At 35.6% G+C, this 24,638-nt stretch carries 21 protein-coding genes; 20 read left to right on the top strand and 1 reads right to left on the bottom strand.

Annotated elements, in window-relative coordinates; all coding sequences use genetic code 11:
* The first annotated feature begins 2 nt into the window (after positions 1-2).
* From icmF to MHI39_RS25075, 3 genes are all read left to right on the top strand, one after another.
* Positions 3-3,269: a fused isobutyryl-CoA mutase/GTPase IcmF gene (icmF, locus tag MHI39_RS25085; RefSeq protein WP_058006763.1), complete on the top strand. Its 3,267-nt coding sequence runs from the start codon at positions 3-5 to the stop codon at positions 3,267-3,269.
* Between the two features lie 625 nt (positions 3,270-3,894).
* Positions 3,895-4,464, top strand: coding sequence for a DNA-directed RNA polymerase subunit delta (gene rpoE / locus MHI39_RS25080; RefSeq protein ID WP_078110159.1), 570 nt, complete (start codon positions 3,895-3,897; stop codon positions 4,462-4,464).
* A gap of 198 nt (positions 4,465-4,662) precedes the next feature.
* Complete coding sequence (locus tag MHI39_RS25075) at positions 4,663-6,261, top strand: CTP synthase (RefSeq protein WP_058006760.1); 1,599 nt, start codon at positions 4,663-4,665, stop codon at positions 6,259-6,261.
* Between the two features lie 161 nt (positions 6,262-6,422).
* On the opposite strand, the gene MHI39_RS25070 is transcribed toward MHI39_RS25075, so the two are convergent.
* Positions 6,423-6,938 (bottom strand): DUF2529 family protein, encoded by a 516-nt coding sequence (locus MHI39_RS25070; protein WP_071977523.1) that lies wholly within the window; start codon positions 6,936-6,938, stop codon positions 6,423-6,425.
* A gap of 232 nt (positions 6,939-7,170) precedes the next feature.
* On the opposite strand from MHI39_RS25070, the gene MHI39_RS25065 reads away from it, so the two are divergent.
* The 17 genes from MHI39_RS25065 (at position 7,171) to MHI39_RS24985 (ending at position 24,629) form a co-directional block, all read left to right on the top strand.
* Positions 7,171-7,539 carry a response regulator gene (locus MHI39_RS25065; RefSeq protein WP_058005247.1) on the top strand — a complete coding sequence of 123 codons (369 nt, stop codon included), beginning with the start codon at positions 7,171-7,173 and terminating at the stop codon, positions 7,537-7,539.
* 212 nt (positions 7,540-7,751) lie between these two features.
* Complete coding sequence (locus MHI39_RS25060) at positions 7,752-8,609, top strand: class II fructose-bisphosphate aldolase (protein WP_058005248.1); 858 nt, start codon at positions 7,752-7,754, stop codon at positions 8,607-8,609.
* Positions 8,610-8,720: 111 nt separating this feature from the next.
* The gene (gene fsa / locus MHI39_RS25055; protein ID WP_342540431.1) at positions 8,721-9,368 is read left to right on the top strand and encodes a fructose-6-phosphate aldolase; all 648 of its coding nucleotides are present in this window, start codon (positions 8,721-8,723) and stop codon (positions 9,366-9,368) included.
* Between the two features lie 223 nt (positions 9,369-9,591).
* Complete coding sequence (locus tag MHI39_RS25050) at positions 9,592-10,878, top strand: UDP-N-acetylglucosamine 1-carboxyvinyltransferase (RefSeq protein ID WP_058005250.1); 1,287 nt, start codon at positions 9,592-9,594, stop codon at positions 10,876-10,878.
* Positions 10,879-11,011: 133 nt separating this feature from the next.
* Positions 11,012-11,974 carry a class II fructose-bisphosphatase gene (gene glpX / locus MHI39_RS25045; protein ID WP_342540430.1) on the top strand — a complete coding sequence of 321 codons (963 nt, stop codon included), beginning with the start codon at positions 11,012-11,014 and terminating at the stop codon, positions 11,972-11,974.
* 465 nt (positions 11,975-12,439) lie between these two features.
* Entirely contained in the window at positions 12,440-13,723 is a 1,284-nt protein-coding gene (gene rho, locus MHI39_RS25040) for a transcription termination factor Rho (RefSeq protein ID WP_058005252.1), read from the top strand.
* 210 nt (positions 13,724-13,933) lie between these two features.
* A complete protein-coding gene (gene rpmE / locus MHI39_RS25035; RefSeq protein WP_058005253.1) occupies positions 13,934-14,140 on the top strand; it encodes a 50S ribosomal protein L31 in 207 nt (68 codons plus the stop codon).
* 77 nt (positions 14,141-14,217) lie between these two features.
* Entirely contained in the window at positions 14,218-14,835 is a 618-nt protein-coding gene (locus tag MHI39_RS25030) for a thymidine kinase (RefSeq protein ID WP_058005254.1), read from the top strand.
* A 394-nt stretch (positions 14,836-15,229) separates the two neighbouring features.
* The gene (locus MHI39_RS25025; protein WP_236722913.1) at positions 15,230-16,465 is read left to right on the top strand and encodes an aminotransferase class I/II-fold pyridoxal phosphate-dependent enzyme; all 1,236 of its coding nucleotides are present in this window, start codon (positions 15,230-15,232) and stop codon (positions 16,463-16,465) included.
* Between the two features lie 536 nt (positions 16,466-17,001).
* Positions 17,002-17,409: a hypothetical protein gene (locus MHI39_RS25020; RefSeq protein ID WP_058005255.1), complete on the top strand. Its 408-nt coding sequence runs from the start codon at positions 17,002-17,004 to the stop codon at positions 17,407-17,409.
* Positions 17,410-17,737: 328 nt separating this feature from the next.
* Positions 17,738-18,808 (top strand): peptide chain release factor 1, encoded by a 1,071-nt coding sequence (gene prfA / locus MHI39_RS25015; RefSeq protein WP_071977528.1) that lies wholly within the window; start codon positions 17,738-17,740, stop codon positions 18,806-18,808.
* Positions 18,808-19,671, top strand: a complete 864-nt coding sequence (gene prmC, locus MHI39_RS25010) for a peptide chain release factor N(5)-glutamine methyltransferase (RefSeq protein WP_058005257.1) — start codon at positions 18,808-18,810, stop codon at positions 19,669-19,671. Before prfA ends, prmC begins: the two co-directional genes overlap by 1 nt.
* Before the next feature lie 217 nt (positions 19,672-19,888).
* Complete coding sequence (spoIIR, locus tag MHI39_RS25005; RefSeq protein WP_071977529.1) at positions 19,889-20,683, top strand: stage II sporulation protein R; 795 nt, start codon at positions 19,889-19,891, stop codon at positions 20,681-20,683.
* Positions 20,684-20,937: 254 nt separating this feature from the next.
* Complete coding sequence (locus tag MHI39_RS25000; RefSeq protein ID WP_071977530.1) at positions 20,938-21,984, top strand: L-threonylcarbamoyladenylate synthase; 1,047 nt, start codon at positions 20,938-20,940, stop codon at positions 21,982-21,984.
* A gap of 92 nt (positions 21,985-22,076) precedes the next feature.
* Positions 22,077-22,631: a manganese efflux pump MntP family protein gene (locus MHI39_RS24995; RefSeq protein WP_058005260.1), complete on the top strand. Its 555-nt coding sequence runs from the start codon at positions 22,077-22,079 to the stop codon at positions 22,629-22,631.
* Between the two features lie 191 nt (positions 22,632-22,822).
* A complete protein-coding gene (locus MHI39_RS24990; RefSeq protein ID WP_257234090.1) occupies positions 22,823-23,260 on the top strand; it encodes a low molecular weight protein arginine phosphatase in 438 nt (145 codons plus the stop codon).
* Between the two features lie 85 nt (positions 23,261-23,345).
* Positions 23,346-24,629: a HAMP domain-containing methyl-accepting chemotaxis protein gene (locus MHI39_RS24985; RefSeq protein ID WP_058005328.1), complete on the top strand. Its 1,284-nt coding sequence runs from the start codon at positions 23,346-23,348 to the stop codon at positions 24,627-24,629.
* Positions 24,630-24,638 lie beyond the last annotated feature (9 nt).

Raw genomic sequence — 24,638 nt, 5'->3', positions numbered from 1 at the left:
AATTGAGTACGGTCGAAATTTATAAGCCTAAACACTCTGTGCGCTTTGTTACTGCATCTAGCTTATTTGATGGACATGATGCGTCGATTAATATTATGAGAAGGATTATACAATCAAGTGGTGCTGAGGTGATACATCTTGGCCATAATCGTTCGGTTGAAGAGGTAGTCAATGCGGCCATACAGGAGGATGTACAGGGGATTGCGATATCATCCTATCAAGGTGGACATGTTGAATATTTTAAATATATGTACGATCTTCTTCAGGAAAAAGATGCTTCCCATATACGTATTTATGGCGGTGGTGGCGGTGTTATTATCCCGAGAGAAATAAAGGTGCTCCATGATTATGGGATCGCCTGGATTTTCTCTCCTGATGATGGTCGAAAGTTTGGTCTTCAAGGAATGATTAATATTATGCTAAAAGAATGTGATCATCCAACAATTGAGGGGAATATTAATGATGAGGTGACCAAACTAAAAGAAGGAAATGTTAGATCCATAGCTAAGATGATTACACTTGCAGAGAATCAAGTAGGGATAAAAGATGAAGTCGCATCAGCGGCTGAAATGGCTTTTCAGGAGATCAAAACGTTGAATTCAAATGCACCGGTCATTGGTATTACTGGTACAGGGGGAGCTGGGAAAAGTTCTTTAACTGATGAGTTAATTCGTCGATTTTTGAATGAAATACCCGAAAAGAAGGTTGCTATATTATCTATTGACCCTACAAAGCAAAAAACTGGTGGAGCACTTTTAGGGGATCGAATTCGGATGAATGCCATCTTTGATTCACGTGTGTATATGAGAAGCTTAGCAACAAGGGGATCGAGATCAGAGCTAAGCTTAGCAATCCGTGATGCAATTAATGTAGTAAAGGCTGCAGGGTATGATTTAATCATCGTTGAAACGAGTGGTATTGGTCAAGGGGATGCAGAAATTGCAGAGATTAGTGATATTTCGATGTATGTCATGACTAGTGAGTTTGGGGCTCCATCTCAGCTAGAGAAAATTGACATGATTGATTACGCTGATCTTATTGTGATTAACAAGTTTGAACGGAAGGGCTCAGAAGACGCAAAGAGTCAAGTACAAAAGCAATATCAACGCAGTCATCTATTATTTGATAAAGAACTTGGGAATATGCCCGTTTATGGTACAATTGCAAGTCAATTTAATGACCCAGGTACGAATGCGTTGTTTGCTGCATTGATTGAAAAGGTTAATGAGAAGATGGGAACCGATTGGGAGGTTTCTTTTTCAAAAAATGCTAAAGTTGAAAAGCAAAATGTCATTATACCAAATAGTCGTCGCTATTATTTACGTGAAATATCAGAAACAGTAAGAAATTATCACAAAAATGCTGAAAAACAGGTTCAATTAGCAAGAAAGCTTTTCCAATTAGAAGGTGCAATTCAGGCAGTAACCGATAAAAAAGCAAATGAAGAGGTACTAAATTCGTTACAAACTATTAAAGATGAGATCTATGAAAACCTTACTAACGAATCAAAACGTATCATCCAAACGTGGGAACAGACTAAGGAAAAATATACTTCCAAGCAATTTGTAACAAAAATTCGTGACAAAGAAATTATTACTGAGTTAACAACTAAGAGTTTGTCAGGATTAGATATACCAAAGGTTGCCTTACCGAAATACGAGGATTATGGAGAAATTCTTCGTTGGGTTTATAAAGAAAATGTTCCTGGTTCATTTCCTTATACAGCTGGGGTTTTCCCTTTTAAACGAGAAGGTGAGGATCCGAAACGTCAATTTGCTGGTGAAGGAACACCAGAAAGAACAAATCGGCGCTTCCATTACTTGTCTGAGAATGATCCTGCCAAGCGATTAAGTACAGCCTTTGATTCCGTCACTCTTTATGGTGAGGATCCCGATTATCGCCCTGACATTTATGGAAAGGTTGGAGAATCTGGTGTAAGTATTTGTACATTGGATGATATGAAGAAACTATATGCAGGTTTTGATTTATGTCACCCATCAACATCAGTTTCAATGACTATCAATGGTCCTGCACCTATTATTTTAGCAATGTATATGAATACTGCCATCGATCAACAAGTGCAGTTAAAGGAAAAAGAGCTTGGTAGAGTGCTATCTGTAGAAGAATTTACACAGGTGAAAGAACAGACTTTACAAGTGGTAAGAGGAACGGTTCAAGCAGATATTTTGAAAGAGGATCAAGGTCAGAATACATGCATCTTCTCAACGGAATTCGCATTACGAATGATGGGAGATATACAGCAATATTTTATTGATCATAAAGTACGCAATTATTACTCAGTGTCCATATCTGGCTACCATATAGCAGAAGCAGGTGCTAACCCAATATCCCAATTAGCCTTTACGTTAGCAAATGGCTTCACATATGTTGAATACTATTTAAGTCGTGGAATGGATATTAACGATTTCGCACCTAATCTATCCTTCTTCTTTTCTAATGGTTTAGATCCGGAATATAGTGTTATTGGTCGTGTGGCACGTCGGATTTGGGCTACAGTCATGAGGGATAAATATGGAGCGAATGAAAGAAGTCAAAAGTTAAAATATCATATTCAAACTTCTGGGCGTTCGCTGCATGCGCAGGAAATTGATTTTAATGATATACGAACTACATTACAAGCATTAATGGCTCTACATGATAATTGTAACTCCCTTCATACGAATGCATATGATGAAGCGATAACAACGCCGACTGAGGAATCAGTAAGAAGAGCAATGGCTATTCAAATGATTATTACGAAGGAACACGGATTAACGAAAAATGAAAATCCGTTACAAGGATCATTTATCATTGAAGAATTAACCGATTTAGTTGAGGAGGCAGTCCTTGCTGAATTTGATCGCTTAAATGATCGCGGTGGGGTACTAGGTGCAATGGAAACGCAATATCAACGTGGAAAAATCCAAGAGGAGTCCATGTTTTATGAAATGAAAAAGCATAGTGGAGAATTACCTATTATTGGTGTGAATACGTATTTAAATCCAAACCCACCTTCAGAAGAGGAAATGAATAGCATTGAACTAGCCCGTGCAACAAAGGAAGAGAAGGAATCGCAAATCCTGCATTTAAACCAATTTAAGGAAAGAAATTCTGATAATATTGAGCAAGCATTGCTGAGATTGAAAGAAACAGCTGTAAGTGGTGGAAATATATTTGCTGAATTAATGGAAACAGTTAAAGTGGCAAGTCTTGGCCAGATTACAAAAGCCCTATATGAAGTAGGAGGGCAATATCGCAGAAATATGTAAGCTGTTTTTTTAGGGACCAACAACATGATAAATGCGAATAAAGAAAATAGGTAAACCAAAGAATTAAATGCTGGCGATATAAGCCAGTTTCTTTGGTTTAAGAAGAAAGCTTTGAAAACTGTAATAGGATTGTTTTTGTTTAGGAGAGAAGGGACATTGACGGTTCATTCTTGTTGGGAATTTGAGGGAAAAATTTATTTAGACTTGAATTTATTGAATGGTAGGGCAAAATAAAGGTAGAATCAAATGAGAGGTTCATTCTTTAGTATGAGAGTGCCTAAATAGGATGTGTAAACATGTCATTTAAAGCCTTGTTGAAATATATAGGTTTTATCCTTTTTGTGATAATTGGATATGTATTGTATACAAAACAGTTAGGTGCTATCCCTTTATTGCTTTTGTCATTCATTCTTTTCTATTTAGGGTTTCGCTATTTAAAACGTTCTAATGAATGAATTAATTTTTATTTGTAATTAAAAAACGTTGAAAAAGGGATATTAAAGCTAGCATAAATGTTTTAGATTTGTTTATAATGATAAATATGTATTTTGCTATTATTTATTGATTTCTGCCCTTTTCACTCCAAAAAATTAGGAGTGTGAAATAGTGAAAGGAAGTGCGAAATTTGAGTTTACAGCAATTATCAAAAGAAGATTTACGTGAGATGTCTCTTATCGAGTTAGCGCATCAATATCTAGAAGAAAGTAAACAAGCAATCTCATTTTCTGATTTAGTAGATGAATTAGCAAAGCTTCTAGATCTATCTACAGAAGAAATAAAAGCAAGAATGGTGCAATTTTACACAGATCTAAATATTGATGGCCGTTTTATTAGTCTTGGTGAAAATAGATGGGGGCTACGTACGTGGTATCCTTATGATCAAATTGATGAGGAAGTAACTGCACCTACTAAGTCCAAGAAGAAAAAGGCGAAAAAGGTCGTTGATGAAGACGAAGATGATTTATTAGAAGATGACGATCTTGATTATGATGACCTTGATGACTTTGAAGACGAAGATGATCTACTTGATGAAGATGAAGATGAAATTGATGAAGACGATTTCGAGGATCTTGATGATGAAGAAGATGATGATGAAGTCTTTGAAGACGATGATTTAATCGGTGAAGATGAGTATGATCTAGACGAAGATGATGATGAAGAACTAGATGTGGAAGAGGAAGAAGAGGATAAATAATCCGCTTGACTTCTTTTCGTTAGGCAGGTAGTATTTTATTTGGGCTCCTTTAAAAAGGAACGAATAAGTATACGATGCTCCCCTTTGTTATTTGAGGGGGAGCTTTTTTATTTTTATATACGAAAATCCCAATCGTTTTTCAGACTAACTGGAACTATATTGTGTAACAATAACTGTATGTTGAAGGGGGAAAAAATTGTGACAAAATACATTTTTGTAACTGGTGGAGTTGTATCTTCACTTGGAAAAGGAATTATCGCAGCATCCTTAGGGAGATTATTAAAAAACCGAGGATTAAAAGTAACTACACAAAAGTTCGATCCTTATATCAATGTGGATCCTGGAACAATGAGTCCATATCAACATGGTGAGGTTTTTGTAACAGATGATGGTGCTGAAACGGATTTAGATTTAGGTCACTATGAACGTTTTATTGATATTAACGTAACTAAATACAGTAGTGTGACAACAGGTAAAGTGTATTCGGAAGTTCTTAGAAAAGAGAGACGTGGTGAGTATCTTGGTGGTACCGTTCAAGTTATCCCACATATTACAAATGAAATTAAAAGTAGGGTATTCCGTGCAGGTGAAGTGACTGATTCTGACGTAGTCATTACGGAAATAGGTGGAACTGTCGGGGATATCGAGTCTTTACCGTTTCTAGAAGCCATTCGCCAAATTAAAAGTGATGTTGGGCGTGACAATGTTATGTACATCCATTGTACACTTGTGCCATACATTAAAGTTGCTGGCGAAATGAAGACTAAACCAACGCAGCATAGCGTAAAAGAATTACGAAGCCTAGGAATTCAACCAAATATTATTGTTGTTCGTACAGAAATGCCAATATCTCAGGATATGAAGGATAAAATTGCACTGTTCTGTGATATTGATGAAAAGTCCGTTATCGAGTCAAGAGATGCAGATACATTATATTCCATTCCATTATCCTTAAGAGATCAAAATCTTGATCAAATTGTTTGTGATCATTTAAAACTTCAATGTCATGAACCTGATATGACAGAATGGATGGGCTTAGTTGAAAAGGTACGAAACTTATCTAAAGTCACAAAGATCGCTTTAGTAGGGAAGTATGTTGAATTACCTGATGCCTATCTTTCTGTTGTCGAAGCACTAAAACATGCAGGCTATGCATATGATTCAGATATTGATATTAATTGGATCAATGCTGAGAATGTTACAGAGGAAAATGTGAAAGATCTTCTAATGGATGCAGATGGTATTTTAGTACCTGGTGGATTTGGAGATCGTGGTGTTGAAGGTAAAATTCTTGCTATACAATATGCTCGAGAAAACAAGGTACCTTTCCTTGGAATTTGTCTAGGTATGCAGTTGGCATCTGTTGAATATGCTCGAAATGTTCTTGGACTTAAAGGAGCACATTCTTCTGAATTAGATCCTAATACTCCGTATCCAATTATCGATCTTCTTCCTGAGCAAAAGGAAATTGAAGATTTAGGTGGTACATTACGCTTAGGTTTATACCCATGTAAAATTGAAAAGGGATCAAAAGCATTTGATGTATATCAAAATGACATGATTGAAGAACGCCATCGTCATCGTTATGAATTTAATAATGAGTATCGCGAACAAATGGAAGCAGCTGGATTTGTTTTCTCTGGTACAAGCCCAGACGGAAGACTTGTCGAAGTGATTGAAATTGAGGATCATCCTTGGTTTGTTGCTGCACAATTCCATCCAGAATTTACATCAAGACCTACTCGTCCACAACCACTATTCCGTGGATTTATTGAATCAGCTTTAAATAATAAATAAAATAATGACACTGTGACTGGTTGTTAAATATTATTTTATTTAATAAATAAACCCCCTAGCAATAAAAATTCGCTAAGGGGTTTATTTTATTTTGCTCTACAAGCCGGGAATGGGAGTTTACAAAAGCAATAGACTATATCAAAACAGCGTGAATGGGGTTTCTAGTACTCCTCCATAATGTCATCAAAGGCAAGCTTTATACAATGGTAAATAAATAGAGCAGTCATTGAAGAAGGGAAACAGACTCTATCACCAGTTTCTGTAGGAAGCATCGGTTTGAGTAGAGATGTATGGATATGTACATCTGCTAAATTTTGCAGATCATTGGTTTCACTCTTCAATTTTCCAGAAATTGCAGCAAAAGGGATATGGGATGCTACTAATTTTTCGGCAAGATCGATTGCTTCTTTATCATTGGAAAATCTTGTGATTAATAATACTCGATCCGCATCAGTAACTGCGTTAATGTCTGTTAAGAGCTGGGCATTTAAAAATGGTTCTGCTCCATGTAATGCTTCAATGGTCACTGACTCCATCTCATTAAAACCTTTAATATATATGTTTCCTTCCCCGACAGCAGCTTGTGCCAATAATCTTGCACAATCTTCAATGGAGAATTGTTCTTGTTCGTAAATTCTAGAAAATAAACCGTTTGTTTGGGTTAAAAACATTTTCATTAGTGTGCACTCCTTCAAAATTTAGGTAGATTGATTCAATATTCTGCTTAATAAAATGATATGGCAGGAAAATAGTATGGAAAAATAGAATATATTTCAAGGTGGAATTAAAAACTTTATATATAGTAGTCTATAATAAGATCAGTTACATTCATTTTATCCTAATACATATTTTACATAATATAAGAAAGTTAGAAAAAAGCACAAGACATATACTTTGGGGGGAAAAAAGATGGAAGAAAAAATATTAATTGTTGATGATCAATTTGGAATTCGAATCCTTTTAAATGAAGTACTACAAAAGGAAGGATATCATACATTCCAGGCAGCAAATGGCGTTCAAGCATTGGAAATTACAAAGAAGCATTCACCAGATCTCGTCTTGTTAGATATGAAAATACCAGGAATGGATGGTATTGAAATTTTAAAAAGAATGAAAAGTATTGATCCAGATATTCGCGTGATTATTATGACTGCGTATGGGGAATTAGACATGATCCAAGAGGCGAAAGATTTGGGTGCACTTACACATTTTGCTAAGCCCTTCGATATAGACGACATCAGAAAAGCCGTGAGAGAGCATTTACCAGTAAAAGGTTAGAAGGTAAAATTTTTTAAAAAATTTTATTATTTTTATCCGATCATGTTCATTGGTAAAAGAAAAGCGAATTTGATATGATGAAAATGTTATTTTAACCTGTATGATGTTAAATTGTTTGTTTAATCTATAAGGGAAGGGATTGAAGAATACGTCCTAACTTTTGTACTTGAAATACGGACAATTTGACTGTAATTAAAGGAGGAAATTGTATCATGCCATTAGTCTCTATGACTGAAATGCTCAATAAAGCTAAAGAAGGCCATTATGCTGTTGGTCAATTCAATATTAATAATTTAGAATTTACACAAGCGATTCTTCTTGCCGCAGAAGAAGAAAAGTCACCAGTTATTCTTGGGGTTTCTGAAGGTGCTGGTCGCTATATTGGTGGTTTTAAAACAGTAGTAAAAATGGTAGAAGGTTTAATGGAAGACTATAAGATTACAGTACCAGTCGCTATTCATTTGGATCATGGTTCAAGCTATGATAAATGTAAAGAAGCTATTGATGCTGGATTTACTTCAGTGATGATTGATGCTTCACACCATCCATTTGAAGAAAATGTGGCGATTACATCTAAAGTAGTTGAATATGCACATGCTAAAGATGTTTCTGTAGAAGCAGAACTTGGAACAGTTGGTGGACAAGAAGATGATGTGGTTGCAAATGGTGTCATTTATGCAGATCCGAATGAATGTCAAGAACTAGTGAAGCGTACAGGTATTGATACACTTGCTCCAGCATTGGGTTCTGTTCATGGTCCTTACAAAGGTGAACCAAATCTTGGTTTCAAGGAAATGGAAGAGATAGGTAAAGCTACAGGTCTTCCTTTAGTTTTACATGGAGGAACAGGTATCCCAACAAAAGATATTCAAAAGGCGATTTCTTTAGGAACAGCTAAAATTAATGTAAATACAGAAAACCAAATTGCTTCAGCAAAAAAAGTGCGTGAAGTACTTGCTGCAGACGCAGAAATGTATGATCCTAGAAAATATTTAGGACCTGCTCGTGATGCCATAAAAGAAACTGTAATTGGTAAAATACGCGAATTTGGTTCTTCTAATAAAGCTTAATATAATTACTACTATAATTTTTAAACAACTTAGACCTACAACTTGTGAAACCGCCTTATCCTAGGCGGTTTCGGTGTATATATATAAATTTTTTATGCAGAGGTGAGTAAAATGAAATTTTTTATTGATACGGCAAATTTGGAAGAAATTAAACAAGCATTTGAACTTGGTATTATAGCAGGTGTAACAACTAATCCGTCACTAGTAGCAAAAGAGAATGTATCTTTTCCTGAACGCTTAAAGGAAATCACTAGTTTCGTTACAGGTTCTGTTAGCGCTGAGGTAATTGCCTTAGATGCAGAAGGTATGGTTAAAGAAGGACGCGAACTTGCTAAAATTGCCCCAAATATTACGATAAAGGTTCCAATGACTCCAGAAGGCTTAAAAGCTGTACATATTTTCTCGAAAGAGGGAATAAAAACCAATGTAACGTTAATTTTTAGTGCAAATCAAGCATTGATGGCTGCCCGTGCTGGAGCATCATATGTATCTCCATTTTTAGGAAGACTAGATGATATCGGTCATAATGGAATTGAGCTTGTATCCACGATAGCAGAAATTTTTGAAACTCATCAAATTAATACAGAAATTATTGCTGCATCTATTAGGCACCCCCAACATATCACGGATGCTGCATTAGCGGGTGCAAATATTGCAACGGTTCCTTTTAAAGTAATCATGCAATTATTTAAACATCCACTAACGGACAAAGGAATTGAACAATTTTTGCAAGATTGGGATTCACATCTGCAAAAATAAGAGAAAACAATTTACAGAATGGTAAAAAGGTATGAATTAGGAAGGCATATGGTAAAACTTAATGATATTGACATCATTCTCTATTTAACCTCGATGATGATAGTGGTATCGTAGAGGATATGAGTATGTAGAAAAGCATAATTTCTATATACAGCCCATTCATCTGGTTGATTGTATAAAGCTGTTTTTGGTCAAAACCCAGATCTACGGAAGGGAGTATAAAATGGAAAAACTAAAGATTGCAGGGGGATATTCATTAAAAGGAACAATTAAAGTAAGTGGCGCTAAAAACAGTGCGGTTGCTTTAATACCTGCCACGATCCTAGCAGAAACCCCTGTGACGATAGAAGGTTTACCCAATATTTCAGATGTTGGAATTTTGAAAACTTTATTGGAAGAAATCGGTGGGGCGGTTACATTTGAAGACGGTGAAATGGTAGTAGATCCAACACAAATGGTTTCGATGCCACTACCAAATGGAAAGGTCAAAAAACTTCGTGCATCCTATTATTTAATGGGAGCTATGCTTGGAAGATTTAAAAAAGCTGTGATCGGATTGCCTGGTGGTTGTCATTTAGGTCCAAGACCTATTGATCAGCATATTAAAGGGTTTGAGGCTTTAGGTGCAAAGGTCACAAATGAGCAAGGTGCAATATACTTACGAGCAGATGAATTGCATGGTGCAAGAATTTATCTGGATGTTGTTAGTGTAGGTGCGACCATTAATATTATGTTGGCTGCAGTCAAAGCAAAAGGGAAAACTGTCATTGAAAACGCTGCAAAGGAACCAGAAATCATTGATGTAGCGACCTTACTTACAAATATGGGAGCAAAAATAAAGGGAGCCGGAACTGATGTCATACGAATCGAAGGTGTAGAATCATTAAATGGTTGTCGCCATACAATTATTCCCGATCGTATTGAAGCAGGGACATTTATGTTACTAGGTGCAGCTGCTGGTGATGGTGTATTAATTGATAATGTAATACCGCATCACTTAGAATCATTGACTGCAAAGCTTCGTGAAATGGGCGTTCCAATAGAGGTCGGCGATGAGCAAATTTTCATTGGCAAAGGCGAACATTTGAAAGCAGTTGATATAAAAACCTTGGTATATCCTGGTTTTCCAACTGATTTGCAACAACCTTTTACTTCACTTCTTACTAAGGCAGAAGGAACTTCTGTAGTAACAGATACGATTTATTCTGCACGATTTAAGCATATTGATGAATTAAGAAGAATGAATGCGAACATCAAGGTTGAAGGTCGTTCTGCAATCATTAATGGACCTACTACTCTACAAGGAGCAAAGGTAAAAGCAAGTGACCTACGGGCTGGTGCTGCCCTTGTAATTGCCGGTTTAATGGCAGAAGGTATTACTGAAGTAACTGGTTTAGAACATATTGACCGGGGATATAGTAATTTAGTTGAAAAACTAGAAGGTTTAGGGGCCACTATTTGGCGTGAAAAAATGACTGAAGAAGAAATGGAACAGCAAAAGAGCCTGTGAGAATGAAACCTTAATGTGAAATCGATAAATAGTAAACACAATTCTCGTTAATTGTGCTACAATATAAAAGAAATGTGTTATACCATTTATGGATTAGTCAACAATATATGTTGATCACATAGGGGGAAGAAAGATGGAAAGAAGTTTATCGATGGAATTGGTCCGTGTAACGGAGGCCGCTGCTCTTGCTTCTGCTCGATTAATGGGAAGAGGGAAAAAGCCAGAAGCAGATGATGCAGCTACTTCAGCAATGCGTGATGTATTTGATACCATTCCAATGAAAGGTACAGTAGTCATTGGAGAGGGAGAGATGGACGAGGCTCCAATGTTATATATCGGTGAAAAACTTGGTACAGGATATGGACCACGTGTTGACGTAGCTGTGGATCCTCTTGAAGGAACAAATATTGTTGCATCTGGGGGTTGGAACGCATTAGCTGTGTTAGCGGTTGCAGATCATGGAAATTTATTACATGCTCCCGATATGTATATGGATAAAATTGCTGTTGGTCCAGAAGCTGTTGGCCAAATCGATATTAATGCTTCTGTTCTAGATAATTTAAAAGCTGTAGCGAAAGCAAAAAACAAAGATGTAGAAGATGTTGTAGCAACAGTTTTAAATAGACCAAGACATGAGCATATTATTGCGCAACTTCGTGAAGCAGGAGCAAGAATAAAGCTTATCAACGACGGGGATGTAGCAGGAGCAATAAATACGGCTTTTGATCATACAGGTGTTGATATTCTATTCGGATCTGGCGGTGCACCAGAAGGTGTGATTGCTGCGGTTGCCTTGAAATGTCTTGGTGGAGAGTTACAGGGAAGATTGTTACCACAAAATGATGCCGAAATAGAACGCTGTATTAAAATGGGATTGGATACGAATAAAATTTTATTAATGGAAGACTTAGTCCGCGGTGATGATGCAATCTTCTCGGCAACAGGTGTTACAGATGGAGAACTTTTAAAAGGGGTTCAATTTAAAGGCTCCTATGGTTCTACTCACTCAGTGGTTATGCGAGCTAAATCGGGAACTGTTCGGTTTATTGATGGACGACATAGCCTAAAAAAGAAACCAAATTTAGTAATCAAATAAGATTTTTTGAAGATCTATGAGAATAGTGTTTTAATTAGATGATAAAAAGATATGAATAATTTCCTATCAACTCAATAAATTTGTACAGGTCAATTGCCTGTACAAATTTATTTCCTTCCTTCTTATTGATTCTTTCTCGAAAATATGGTTAAAATAGATATTGTTTTTGCTTTCTTTATTTTTAAAGTTCTTCCGAGGCTTCTGAATCTTCAATATTTTAAATATTCTTTTCTTCGGCGCCCTTAATACTATTTTGGTGCTAAAAGTACTCTTATCGACAGAGATATACCTCTTTCAATGATCTTTTTTAAAGAAAGATTAAATACCACTTTCTTTAAAAGAAATTCTTTCCTCAGAACACGATAGTACTTTCATGAAGATCTGATTAGAAATGAAAAAAACAATTTTAATAATAATAATAATAATAATAATTTAGCATTGAAAAAAACAAAGTGTGGTGTAGATATGGAAGGTTTATCAATTTCAAGTCTTGATAATATGACGCTTAAGGAGCTCTATGCTTTAGCACGAGAGTATAAAGTTTCATACTATAGTAAATTAACAAAAAAAGAACTTATTTTTGCGATTTTAAAAGCACGTGCTGAACAAGAAGGCTATTTCTTCATGGAAGGTGTTCTTGAAATCATCCAATCGGAAGGCTTTGGTTTCTTAAGACCAATAAATTATTCCCCAAGTTCAGAGGATATTTATATTTCAGCTTCCCAAATTCGACGTTTTGATTTAAGAAATGGTGATAAGGTTTCAGGAAAAGTTCGTCCTCCAAAGGAAAATGAACGCTATTATGGATTACTTCATGTTGAAGCAGTAAATGGGGATAATCCAGAATCTGCAAAGGAACGTGTGCATTTCCCTGCACTAACACCATTATATCCAGACAGACAAATAAAATTAGAAACAGCTCCCAATAAATTATCCACTAGGATTATGGATCTAATTGCCCCTGTTGGTTTTGGACAACGTGGTTTAATTGTCGCTCCTCCTAAGGCAGGAAAAACGATGCTTTTAAAGGAGATAGCTAATTCCATAACAACGAATAACCCTGATGCCGAGCTAATTGTTCTATTAATTGACGAGCGTCCTGAAGAGGTAACCGATATCGAGCGCTCAGTTAATGCAGAGGTTGTAAGTTCAACTTTTGATGAGGTACCAGAAAATCATATTAAAGTAGCAGAATTAGTATTGGAAAGAGCCATGCGTTTAGTTGAGCATAAGCGTGATGTTGTTATTCTGATGGATAGCATTACTCGTCTAGCCCGTGCATACAACTTAGTCATTCCCCCAAGTGGACGAACTCTTTCAGGTGGTATTGATCCAGCTGCGTTCCACCGTCCAAAACGTTTCTTTGGTGCAGCTAGAAATATTGAAGAAGGTGGTAGCTTAACTATTTTGGCGACTGCACTTGTTGAAACTGGCTCACGGATGGACGATGTTATTTATGAAGAATTTAAAGGAACCGGTAATATGGAACTCCATCTTGACCGTTCACTATCAGAAAAACGAATCTTCCCTGCTATTGATATTCGTCGATCAGGAACGCGTAAAGAAGAATTACTTATTCCGAAGGAGCATTTAGACAAACTGTGGGCAATAAGAAAGTCAATGTCTGATACACCTGATTTTGTAGAAAGATTTTTACGCAAACTAAAGAAAACGAAAACGAATGAGGAATTTTTTGAGGTTTTAACTGCTGAAATGAAAGGCAGTACAACTGGAAGAAGAACGGTTTAATATAAGGGAAAAAGTGGATAGTAAATATTAAACTGTAATATTGCATTTCAAAAAATAGCTTGTTATAATATACCCATGTGTTTGTAAATTCTAATGGAGAAAATCAGAAATCAAGATTTTCTAAAGATCGTTATCATTATAACTTTCTTTGAACCCATAGAAATATATAACTCTGTTTCGAAATGACTCAGGGCAAAGGAGATGAAAAGAATGAAAGCAGGTATTCATCCAGGATACAAAAAAGCAATGGTTAAATGCGCTTGCGGTAACGAATTCGAAAGTGGTTCAGTAAAAGAAGAGATTCGTGTTGAGGTATGCTCAGAATGTCATCCATTCTATACTGGTCGCCAAAAATTCGCTTCTGCTGATGGACGTGTTGACCGATTCAATAAAAAATACGGTTTTAAACAACAATAATGATAAAAAACAGGCAAGAAAGCTTGCCTGTTTTTTATTTCTGTAAATTTGAAAATCGGAGGGAGGATGCTCAATCAATGTATGTAATGGAACACTCAGGTTGGATAGAAGTAATTTGTGGCAGTATGTTTTCAGGCAAGTCTGAAGAACTAATCAGACGTGTACGTCGTGCACAGTTTGCTAAACAAGAAATTGCTGTATTTAAACCTAAGTTGGATGACCGCTACAGCAAAGAATCAGTTGTTTCTCATAACGGTACCTCGGTTATTGCCCTTCCGATAGAAAAAGCACGTGATATCTTTGAAAACATACATAGAAATATTGATATCATTGCCATAGATGAGGCACAGTTTTTCGATGAAGAAATTGTTGAGGTTGTTCAAGAATTAGCGAATAATGGACATCGGGTTATTTTGGCTGGACTTGATCAAGATTTCAGAGGGGTTCCTTTCGGGCCGATGCCAAAACTTATGGCTATTGCAGAATTAGTAACAAAGCTCCAGGCAGTATGTACAGTTTGTGGATCACCTGCAAGTAGAACTCAACGTTTAATTAATGGTAAACCAGCTTGTGCGGATGATCCAATCATCCTTGTGGGTGCTTCGGAAGCTTATGAAGCTCGCTGTCGTCATCATCATGAAGTCCCAGAGGGAATTAGTATACCTCTAAAACAAATTGTTACTAGTGTAGAATAAGTCTCTTTTTAGAGGCTTTTTTTGATGACTCCTTTAAAAAATTAACTTTCGAATCACGTTTTAAACCTCATTTAATTTCAGTAAAGTAATAAATTTTGAAAAACATCTAGTATATTTCATTATTTTTCCATAAATAGTGAAAAAGAACTAAAAATCATTGTTTTTCTATACATACTTCTATATAATAAAATAAATTTCGACAAGTTTATTGATTTTGAAAATTCATGATATCTTCGCTTTCGTCCAATAAAATGGACATACAACAAGACTCCTTATTTCCCCATAGTCCTTTTCAGAGGAAAAGCCACTTAGTAAGTATGGATTTTTATCTTAATTAGAACAAGGAAGTTCTATAAAACAAAACTGTTAAATATTTGATGAGGAGGAATTTGCTGTGAATTCAAAAAATGATCTTGATAAGTCCTCTAGTATTGATTGTTTTCCTGAGGTTACGAGCTTTTCTGAGTATTTTATGGAAAAAGGAACTGTACCGTACTTTAGAGTGAATGATGGAATTGCATCGAATACGATAATCATTAATGGAAAAGAAATGATTAATTACTCAACTTATAATTATTTAGGAATGAATGGTTGTGAGGAAATAAATGAGCAAGTATATAAAGCTATACAACAATATGGAACAAGCGTATCTGGAAGTAGATTATTAAGTGGAGAAATTGAGCTTCACTCAAGATTAGAAAAAAAGATTGCATCTTTTATTGGAACAGAAGATGCAATTGTACAAGTAGGTGGCCATAGTACAAATGTAAATACGATTGGAAATCTTGTAAATGGAGAGGATTTAATTCTATATGATGCATTAGCACATAATAGTATTATTCAAGGAGCTATTTTATCGAAGGCCAAAAGAAGGCCATTTAAACATAATGATATGGAAAGTCTTGAAAGTAAGTTGAAAAAATTGAGATACAAATACCGACGTGTTCTAATTGTTGTAGAAGGTGTTTATAGTATGGATGGAGATATTTGCAAACTACCTGAGTTGATCAAATTAAAAAACAAATATAACGCACTCTTAATGGTCGACGAAGCACACTCAATTGGTACAATTGGTGAAAATGGTCGTGGAGTGACAAGTTATTACAATATTGATCCAAAAGAAGTAGATGTATTAATGGGTACATTAAGTAAATCACTTAACAGCTGTGGGGGATATATCGCGGGTAGTAAAAGATTTATTCATTATTTAAGATACAATTCTCCGGGATTTATTTTTAGTGTTGGTATAACTCCTGCCAATGCCGCAGCTGCGTATGCATCATTAGAAATATGTGAGAGAGAAGAGCATTTATTTGAAAGGCTAAAGAAGAATTCAACTTACTTCCTTTCAAAGTTAAAGTCATTGGATGTAAATACTGGAGATAGTTGTGACACACCTATCATTCCGATGATTATAGGAAATACTGATAAGGCTCTTATGTTTGCTGAAAAGCTTTATCAAAGAGGTGTGAATGCAATGCCTATTGTTTATCCAGCTGTTAAGGAAAGCCAAGCAAGAATTAGATTTTTTATGTCAGCGGCGCATACGAAGGAAAATATTGATCAAACCATCCAAATAATCAAAGAAGAATTAATCAATCAGAAGGAAGAAGCATTACAATACAGTTGATTAAGGGGATACTTTATGCGGGAATGAAGGATGTCGACCTCTAACCTATTTTTAAAATAAAACAATAACTAATAGCAACAATGTTTGAGAAAAGAGCCTTGATATTACATGAAAAAATACTTTTGTATTTGTAAAAGCCCAACTTCCGGCTTTTACACCTAACAAAGGGTGAAGCATTCTTATAAAGTTTGTAGCTCTTTTCTCAGAGGAATGAAGGATGTCGACCTCTAACCTATTTTTAAAGTAAAACATTAACTAATAGCACTGTTTGAGAAAAGAGCCTTGATATTACATGAAAAAATATTTTTGTATTTGTAAAAGCCCAACTTCCGGCTTTTACACCTAACAAAGGGTGAAGCATTCTTATAAAGTTTGTAGCTCTTTTCTCAGAGGAGTGAAGGATGTCGACCTCCAACCTATTTTTAAAGTAAAACAATAACTAATATCAACAATGTTTGAGAAAAGAGCCTTTTTAAGTTGTAGTTCTACATAAACATTCTTCATCAGGAAAAGCTATTCCTATGGAGGTGCAGTTTATGTGGAAATTGACAATTAGCTTTCTATTCTTATTAGGTTTATTATCAGGTTGTGGGAGCAATCAGTTAAATGATGATGCACTTACAAATAATGGGGCTAAGGATAATAAGTATAGAGAGATTTCTACTAGTCAAACGAATGAAAATCCAAATATGATTGATTTAAAAAAGGGTGACCCTCAACCTACGGTAGGTTCTGAAGTAGATAAGGCGAAGGATGTCGTAAGAAGCCAAAAGGGGTATGTACCTTCTTCTGTTTGGATTAATGGAAATAATATGTGGGTGAATGTTCATACGAATAAACGTTTAACCCATCATGAACGAATGAAAGAGGAATCAAAGCTTCATAAGAAGCTCATTCAAGCTTTGCCGAAATATGATATTAATGTAAAGATTGATGAACAATAAAAAAAGGGCTGTCTGATACTTACTTATTCAGACAGTCTTTTTATATGGATTTGAAGCTATAGAATCCTTAATGAGCAGAAATCATTAGTAAAATTAAAAATTCGAATGCTCAACTATTCCTTGTCATAGATGGAAAGATGTATGAACTTTTTTTACAGAAGGTTAGTTTGAAAGAGTGAACAAAGGGCGTTTCCTATTTACGAGGGTAGTCGAGTATACTATAATAGTACTGTTACGGACATAATTGATAATGAGATCCATTAAGACTTTAGATAGAATCATTTATAATTTTTTAAGCGTAAGCTTATGATAATAGAGGTGAAATGCCATGTTTGATCGATTACAAATTGTAGAAGATCGTTATGAGAAGCTCAATGAACTTTTAAGCGATCCTGAAATTATTAACGATACAAAAAAATTAAGAGAATATTCAAAGGAACAGTCTGATATTCAGGAAACAGTTATGGTGTATCGTGAATATAAAGAAGTTCAACAGCAATTTAAAGATGCAAAAGCAATGTTAGAAGAAAAGCTAGATAATGAAATGCGTGAGATGGTTAAAGAAGAAATACATGAATTAGAAGAACAAATTGAAGGCTTTGAAGAGCGTTTAAAAATATTACTTTTACCAAAAGATCCCAATGATGATAAGAACGTTATTATGGAGATTCGCGGAGCAGCAGGTGGAGACGAGGCAGCTCTTTTTGCAGGAGATCTTTATCGAATGTATAGTCGTTATGCAGAGGCTCAAGGTTGGAAAACTGAAGTGATTGAGGCTAGTACCACTGGTGTAGGCGGCTATAAGGAAATTATTTTCATGATTAATGGGAAGGGAGCATTTTCAAAACTAAAATTTGAAAATGGAGCTCATCGTGTTCAACGTGTACCAGAGACAGAATCAGGTGGTCGTATTCATACGTCTACTGCGACGGTAGCAGTTCTACCTGAAGCTGAAGAGGTTGAAGTGGAAATACATGAAAAGGATATTCGTGTAGATACGTTTGCGTCTAGTGGACCAGGTGGACAAAGTGTTAACACGACGATGTCAGCAGTTCGTTTAACACATATTCCAACTGGAACAGTAGTTTCTTGCCAAGATGAGAAATCACAAATAAAGAATAAGGAAAAGGCAATGAAAGTTTTACGTGCACGTGTCTATGATAAATTTCAACAAGAAGCACAAGCAGAATATGATGCCAATCGTAAGTCTGCTGTTGGGACGGGAGATCGTTCAGAACGTATTCGTACGTATAATTTCCCGCAAAATCGTGTTACTGATCACCGTATCGGATTAACTATTCAAAAATTGGATCAGATTCTTCAAGGAAAAATGGATGATATTATAGATGCGCTTATTTTGGAAGATCAATCCCATAAACTAGAAAGTGTGAATGACTAATGGTTCAAGGCCAAAAAGTCTTTGAAGCTCTGCAATGGGCTTCTTCTTTTTTAGTGGAACATCAACGGGACGCGAATGCAGGTGAAATCCTGCTGAGACATTATCTACAGATGAGTAGATCTCAGTTATTTGCAAACCAACAATTGGTTCTTCCGGAGCAAGTACAGAAAGATTTTTATAAAGCTGTTAGGATGCATGCAGGTGGAGTTCCTATTCAGCATATAATGGGCTATGAAGAGTTCTATGGCAGGGAGTTTATCGTTAATCAGGATGTACTTATCCCTCGTCCAGAGACAGAGGAATTAATTGTTGAAGCCATTACTAGAACTAAGCGAATGTTTCCAGACCAAAAGGATTTGAAAATGGTCGATATAGGTACTGGTAGTGGAATTATTGCTATCACAATGAAACTTGAATGCCCATATCTTTTTACTTCAGCCATAGACATATCTGGAAGTGCGTTGGAAATAGCGAAAAAAAATGCAGCCCGGTATAAAGCGGATATTTCTTTTATACAAGGTGATTTATTAATCCCTATTATTAAGGCAAAGGAAAAAGTGGATATTATATTATCCAATCCTCCCTATATTCCGAACAGAGATATTGAAGTATTATCTGATGTGGTGAAGGATCACGAACCACATCAGGCACTATTTGGAGGATTTGATGGGCTCGATTATTATAGAAGATTAATGGAACAGATTCCTGAAGTTATTAGGGAGAAGGCATTAATTGGGTTTGAAATTGGAATGGGTCAAGGGGAACAAGTCGCTGAAATCCTTAGAAAGTCATTTCCACAAAGTGTCATTGAAATAGTAAATGACATAAATGGAAAGGATCGAATGGTTTTTTGTGAAATATAAAATGAATTTATGGGCTACCTGGCTTTACTTTTTTAGGTAGTCTTTTTTTATAGGCTCATTTCTAAATCACCAATAAATATAGGGTTAATAACGAATGCGAAAAGTACATTAAAAGTAAATCGTCTTATGAGAATTACTTCTATAAAAAAATTCAAGTTTACTAGTTTAAGATTTCAACATTTTGTCCACAATATCTTAGTAAGGGATGGTGGAGAAAATGAATAAAAAAAATGTAGCATGGATTTATATTATGATGTTATCAATTGGCACAATTCTAAGTTTATATATACCAAAGCAAGAAAGTGTTGCGGATGAAACCATTGTTATACCTCAGGAGGCGGTTCGTCTGCGGATCTTAGCCAATAGTGATACGCAAAAGGATCAAGCGATAAAGCGAAAAGTACGTGATGAAGTAAATAAAGAAATCACAAGATGGGTGGAAAGTCTGACATCTATTGAGGATGCAAGAGAAGTCATCCAATCTCATTTAGGTGATATTCAAATGATAGCAGAACGTGTTGTAAAGGAAGAAAACAGTAAACAATCCGTCAAAGTGGAGTTTGGTCAAGTTCAATTTCCTACTAAGCTATATGGACAATTTTTATATCCAGCAGGTAAATATGAGGCAGTACTAATTACACTTGGTAAAGGCGATGGAGCCAACTGGTGGTGTGTTCTGTACCCTCCATTATGTTTCCTAGATTTTTCTAACGGTGTAGCAGTAAGTCCGGGATTTGATAGTAGTAATGAAGAAAAAAAGAAATCAACAGAGCGTATTAAAGAAAATGCTGAAACACAAATGAAGGAGAATAATCAACAAAAGAATGTAGAAAATGTGGATATTGAGAAGGATGATAGTAAGAATAAGGATAATGAGGATAAGTCTACGGAAATAAGTAAAAAGAAAGGCAAGAATTCTTCAACGGAACCTTTATATGTAAAAGATAATGAGGATGAAGATGATGTAAAGGTTAAGTTTTTTATAGTAGAATTATTTGAGAAGGTATTCTAGCAGGAGTCGCAAGACTTCTTTTTTGTTTTCTTTGTGGATATTTTATTATTAAAGTGGTTATTCACATTTTTCTAAAAAGTTATCCACTTTATTTATGAAATTATCCACATATTGTGGATAATACTTGTTTTCATTACTTCTTTTTAATATACTTTCAAAGGAGAAATGAATCGATAACTGACAAAATAAGATAAAACTCGACATTGTTCAATTTTGAGGATTAATTTTCAACATAGAAGAAGAGGTGATATGCTATGAAAACTATTCAGTGGTTTGTGGATAAAAATGTGGATATTTCCCCAAATAATCCACAATTAGAAAAAGCAGCAAATTTATTAAAACAAAATGAAGTTGTTGCATTCCCTACAGAGACTGTTTATGGTCTTGGGGCAAACGCGTTATCAGACGATGCGGTACAGAAAATATTTGAAGCGAAGGGAAGACCGAGTGATAATCCACTAATTGTCCACATAGCAGAGCTTAGTCAATTAGAGGAAATTGTAACGTTTATACCTGAAAAGGCAAAAATTCTTATGAATACGTTTTGGCCTGGTCCATTAACCATTCTTTTTAATCGTAAACCGAATGTTCTTTCGGAGAAAGTAACTGCTGGAATGGAAACAGTCGGGATACGCATGCCAGATCATCCGATTGCCCTTCAAATTATCCATCAATCTAATTTACCAATTGCTGCGCCGAGTGCAAATCGTTCCGGAAGACCAAGTCCAACCATTGCTGAGCATGTTCTAGAGGATTTGGATGGTAGAATAGCAGGTATTGTTAATGGGGGAGATACGGGCGTAGGTGTAGAATCAACTGTCATCGATTGTACACAGGATATACCGATGATTCTTCGCCCAGGGGGTGTTTCAAAGGAAGAAATAGAACAGGTAATTGGTGAAATTGCAATCGATCCAGGTCTTGAAAATAAAAATATCATTCGCCCCAAATCACCTGGGATGAAATATACTCATTATGCTCCTGATGCACCTGTTTATTTAGTTGAGGGTACAACTAATTTTCTCCAGGAATTAGTTCGAAATAAGCAAAATGATGGCATGAAAGTAGGTGTCATAGCGACAGAGGAAACACAAAAAGAGTATGATGCGGATGCCGTCATTTCCTGTGGAAAAAGAGGCGATTTACATTCTGTTGCACATTCATTATATGATACGTTAAGAGCATTTAATAACCTTGATGTTGACATCATTTTTGCTGAGACCTTCCCACTTGATGGGATTGGCCTGGCGATCATGAATCGTTTGGAAAAGGCCGCAGGACATCGGTGGATTCATCAATAATGATTTTCTAGAGAAGACCAGTTAAAAATACATTCTAATCCTCTAAGGACATGCATATGTTGTCTGTAGGCACGTCCAAAGGAGGAAATGGAATGGAAGCAATCATCGCAGAATTATTTACATTAATGCTAATGGCGTTTGCATTAGGTATGGATGCATTTTCAATTGGTCTTGGCATGGGGATGTTTCAACTACGCTATAAACAAATTTTTTATATAGGATTAACGATTGGATTTTTTCATGTTTGGATGCCTCTTCTCGGGATTATTGCTGGACATTTTATATCTGATAAGTTCGGAATGATCGCACAGTATATTGGTGGTATTTTATTAATTATTTTAGGAATACAAATGATACTTTCTAGCCTAAAAAAGGAAGAGAGGATTGTTATAAAACCATTTGGGTGGGGTTTAATAGTTTTTGCATTAAGTGTTAGTTTAGATAGCTTTTCAGTGGGTCTATCCTTAGGTATATTTGGTGCCAGGTCAGCAGCTGTTGTGATTTGTTTTGGAGTGGTTGCAACGTTATTGACATGGATAGGATTATTATTAGGGAGAAAGTTTCAAGGATATATCGGCTCATACAGTGAAGCTCTAGGTGGAAGTATATTATTGGCATTCGGTATCAAATTATTATTAGTCTTCTAAAAAGCTATAATTTTAAATGGTGGTAAGCAAAACAATCTGCTTACTTTTTTTTATATAGAAAGTATCAAGCATGCTATTTCTTATTCACATTATTTTTAAAAACGCCACTATTTAATCTGAGTCTTTTAGACTATAATAAGGGAAAGAAGACTACTTAACATATATGGTGATTTTTGGAGGGATATATCAATTTGAATATTCTATTCATTTGTACGGGAAACACATGTCGAAGCCCAATGGCTGAGGCTATTTTGAAAAATAAAGGGATAAAGGGAATATCGGTAAGGTCTGCTGGAATTTTTGCTATGGATGGACAGCATGCTTCAATTCAAACACAGCAGGTTCTCGATGAAAATAGTATAAAACATAATCATGTTTCGAAAAAATTAAGTGTAGAAGATATTGAATGGGCAACAAAAATTATAACAATGACAATGGACCATAAACGATTTATTCTAGATACCTACCCATCTGCTTCGGAAAAAGTGTTTACATTAAAAGAGGCGGCTAATGGTCACTTAGGGGATATGGATGTAATGGATCCTTTTGGGGGAAGTATTGAAGTTTATAGAAAAACCTATAATGAATTAACAAAACTCATTGAAAATCTAATCATGAATGATCAATGATCAATTTTTAGAAAAAGGCTCTTCAAATAACTTGGGGAATATAAAAATAGCCTATATAAAAACACAGCTTGGGGGAGAGGGGAAAATGAAAAGAAAATATAAGTTTGGTCTGCGAAAAAAACTAGTTTTATTTGTTACTTTATTAGCATTAATTACTTATTCGACGAGTTTCTTCTTTATTAGTATTGTTCATTCTAAATTCGCTACCAATATTGATGATTCACTTTTTAATAGTATTACTCTATTATTAGGGATATTTTGGACAGGCTTACTTGCTTATTTTGTAGCAGGTGTTATAACGAAACCACTGCAGCGTTTAGAACATGCAGCTATAAATGCAAGTCAAGGAAATATTAAAGAGGATGTTATGATACCTAAGTCGGATGATGAAATTCGTTCATTAGGAATGGCGTTTAACCAAATGCTCTCTAATTTAAGAGTTATGGTACATAGTATTGAAGATAACTTCCAACAAACAAATGGTAATGTCCTCTCTATTTCAGAAAAAACTACAAGGGCAACCCAGCAAGCGGAAAGTATTGCTCAGACAATAAATGAAATATCTGCAGGTGCTGAGAGCTCTGCAATTGCAATTCAATCAACAGCTGAATCGGTAGAGGATATCATTCATATTGCGAATAAAGTACAAGAAAATGCCAAGTCTTCTAAACAAGTTTCCGAAGAAATGGTAAAGGAGCTACAAGATAGTAAAGAGGTAATTAATTCTCTTATAACTGGAATAGATCGATTAGCCAAGGAGAACCAAGAATCGTTACAAGTGGTTCATCATCTTGAGGAGGATGCAAAGAAGGTTGAGCAAATCATATTATTAGTTGGTGATATTGCGGCTCAAACCAATTTGTTAGCTTTGAATGCTTCAATTGAGGCTGCGCGTGCAGGTGAGCATGGAAAAGGATTTGCTGTTGTAGCTGAAGAGGTACGTAAATTGGCGGATGAAAGCGCAAAAGCGGTACAAGGAATTTCGGAGCTGATCCAAAACATCCAAAGTGGTGTAGAAAGTGTTGTTAAACAAATCTCAGAACAGGTAAAAACAGCTAATCATGAGGCTTCAAAAGGCGCTAAGACAAATGAAGTTATTGGAGCGATGACGAATACCATTCATATTGTTGCAAATAAGGTGCAAAGTATTTCTGCCTTAGTTGATAGTCAAATGGAAAGCATCCAATTAACTTCCCAACAATCACAAGAAGTAGCAGCAATTGCCGAACAAACTTCTGCTGGCGCAGAAGAAGTAACTGAAGCAACGAAAGAGCAGGCAGAAGTTATGGAAAATGTGGAAAGTCTCGTTTTCCAATTAAAAGATCATGCGGAAAAATTAAAAGGAACCATATCACAATTCCATTTATAAACAAAAAAA

This window comes from Heyndrickxia sp. FSL K6-6286 (assembly GCF_038630395.1).
Lineage (GTDB): Bacteria > Bacillota > Bacilli > Bacillales > Bacillaceae_C > Heyndrickxia > Heyndrickxia oleronia.
Note: the sequence above shows the minus strand (reverse complement) of the source record. Positions and strands in the feature narration are given on the sequence as shown.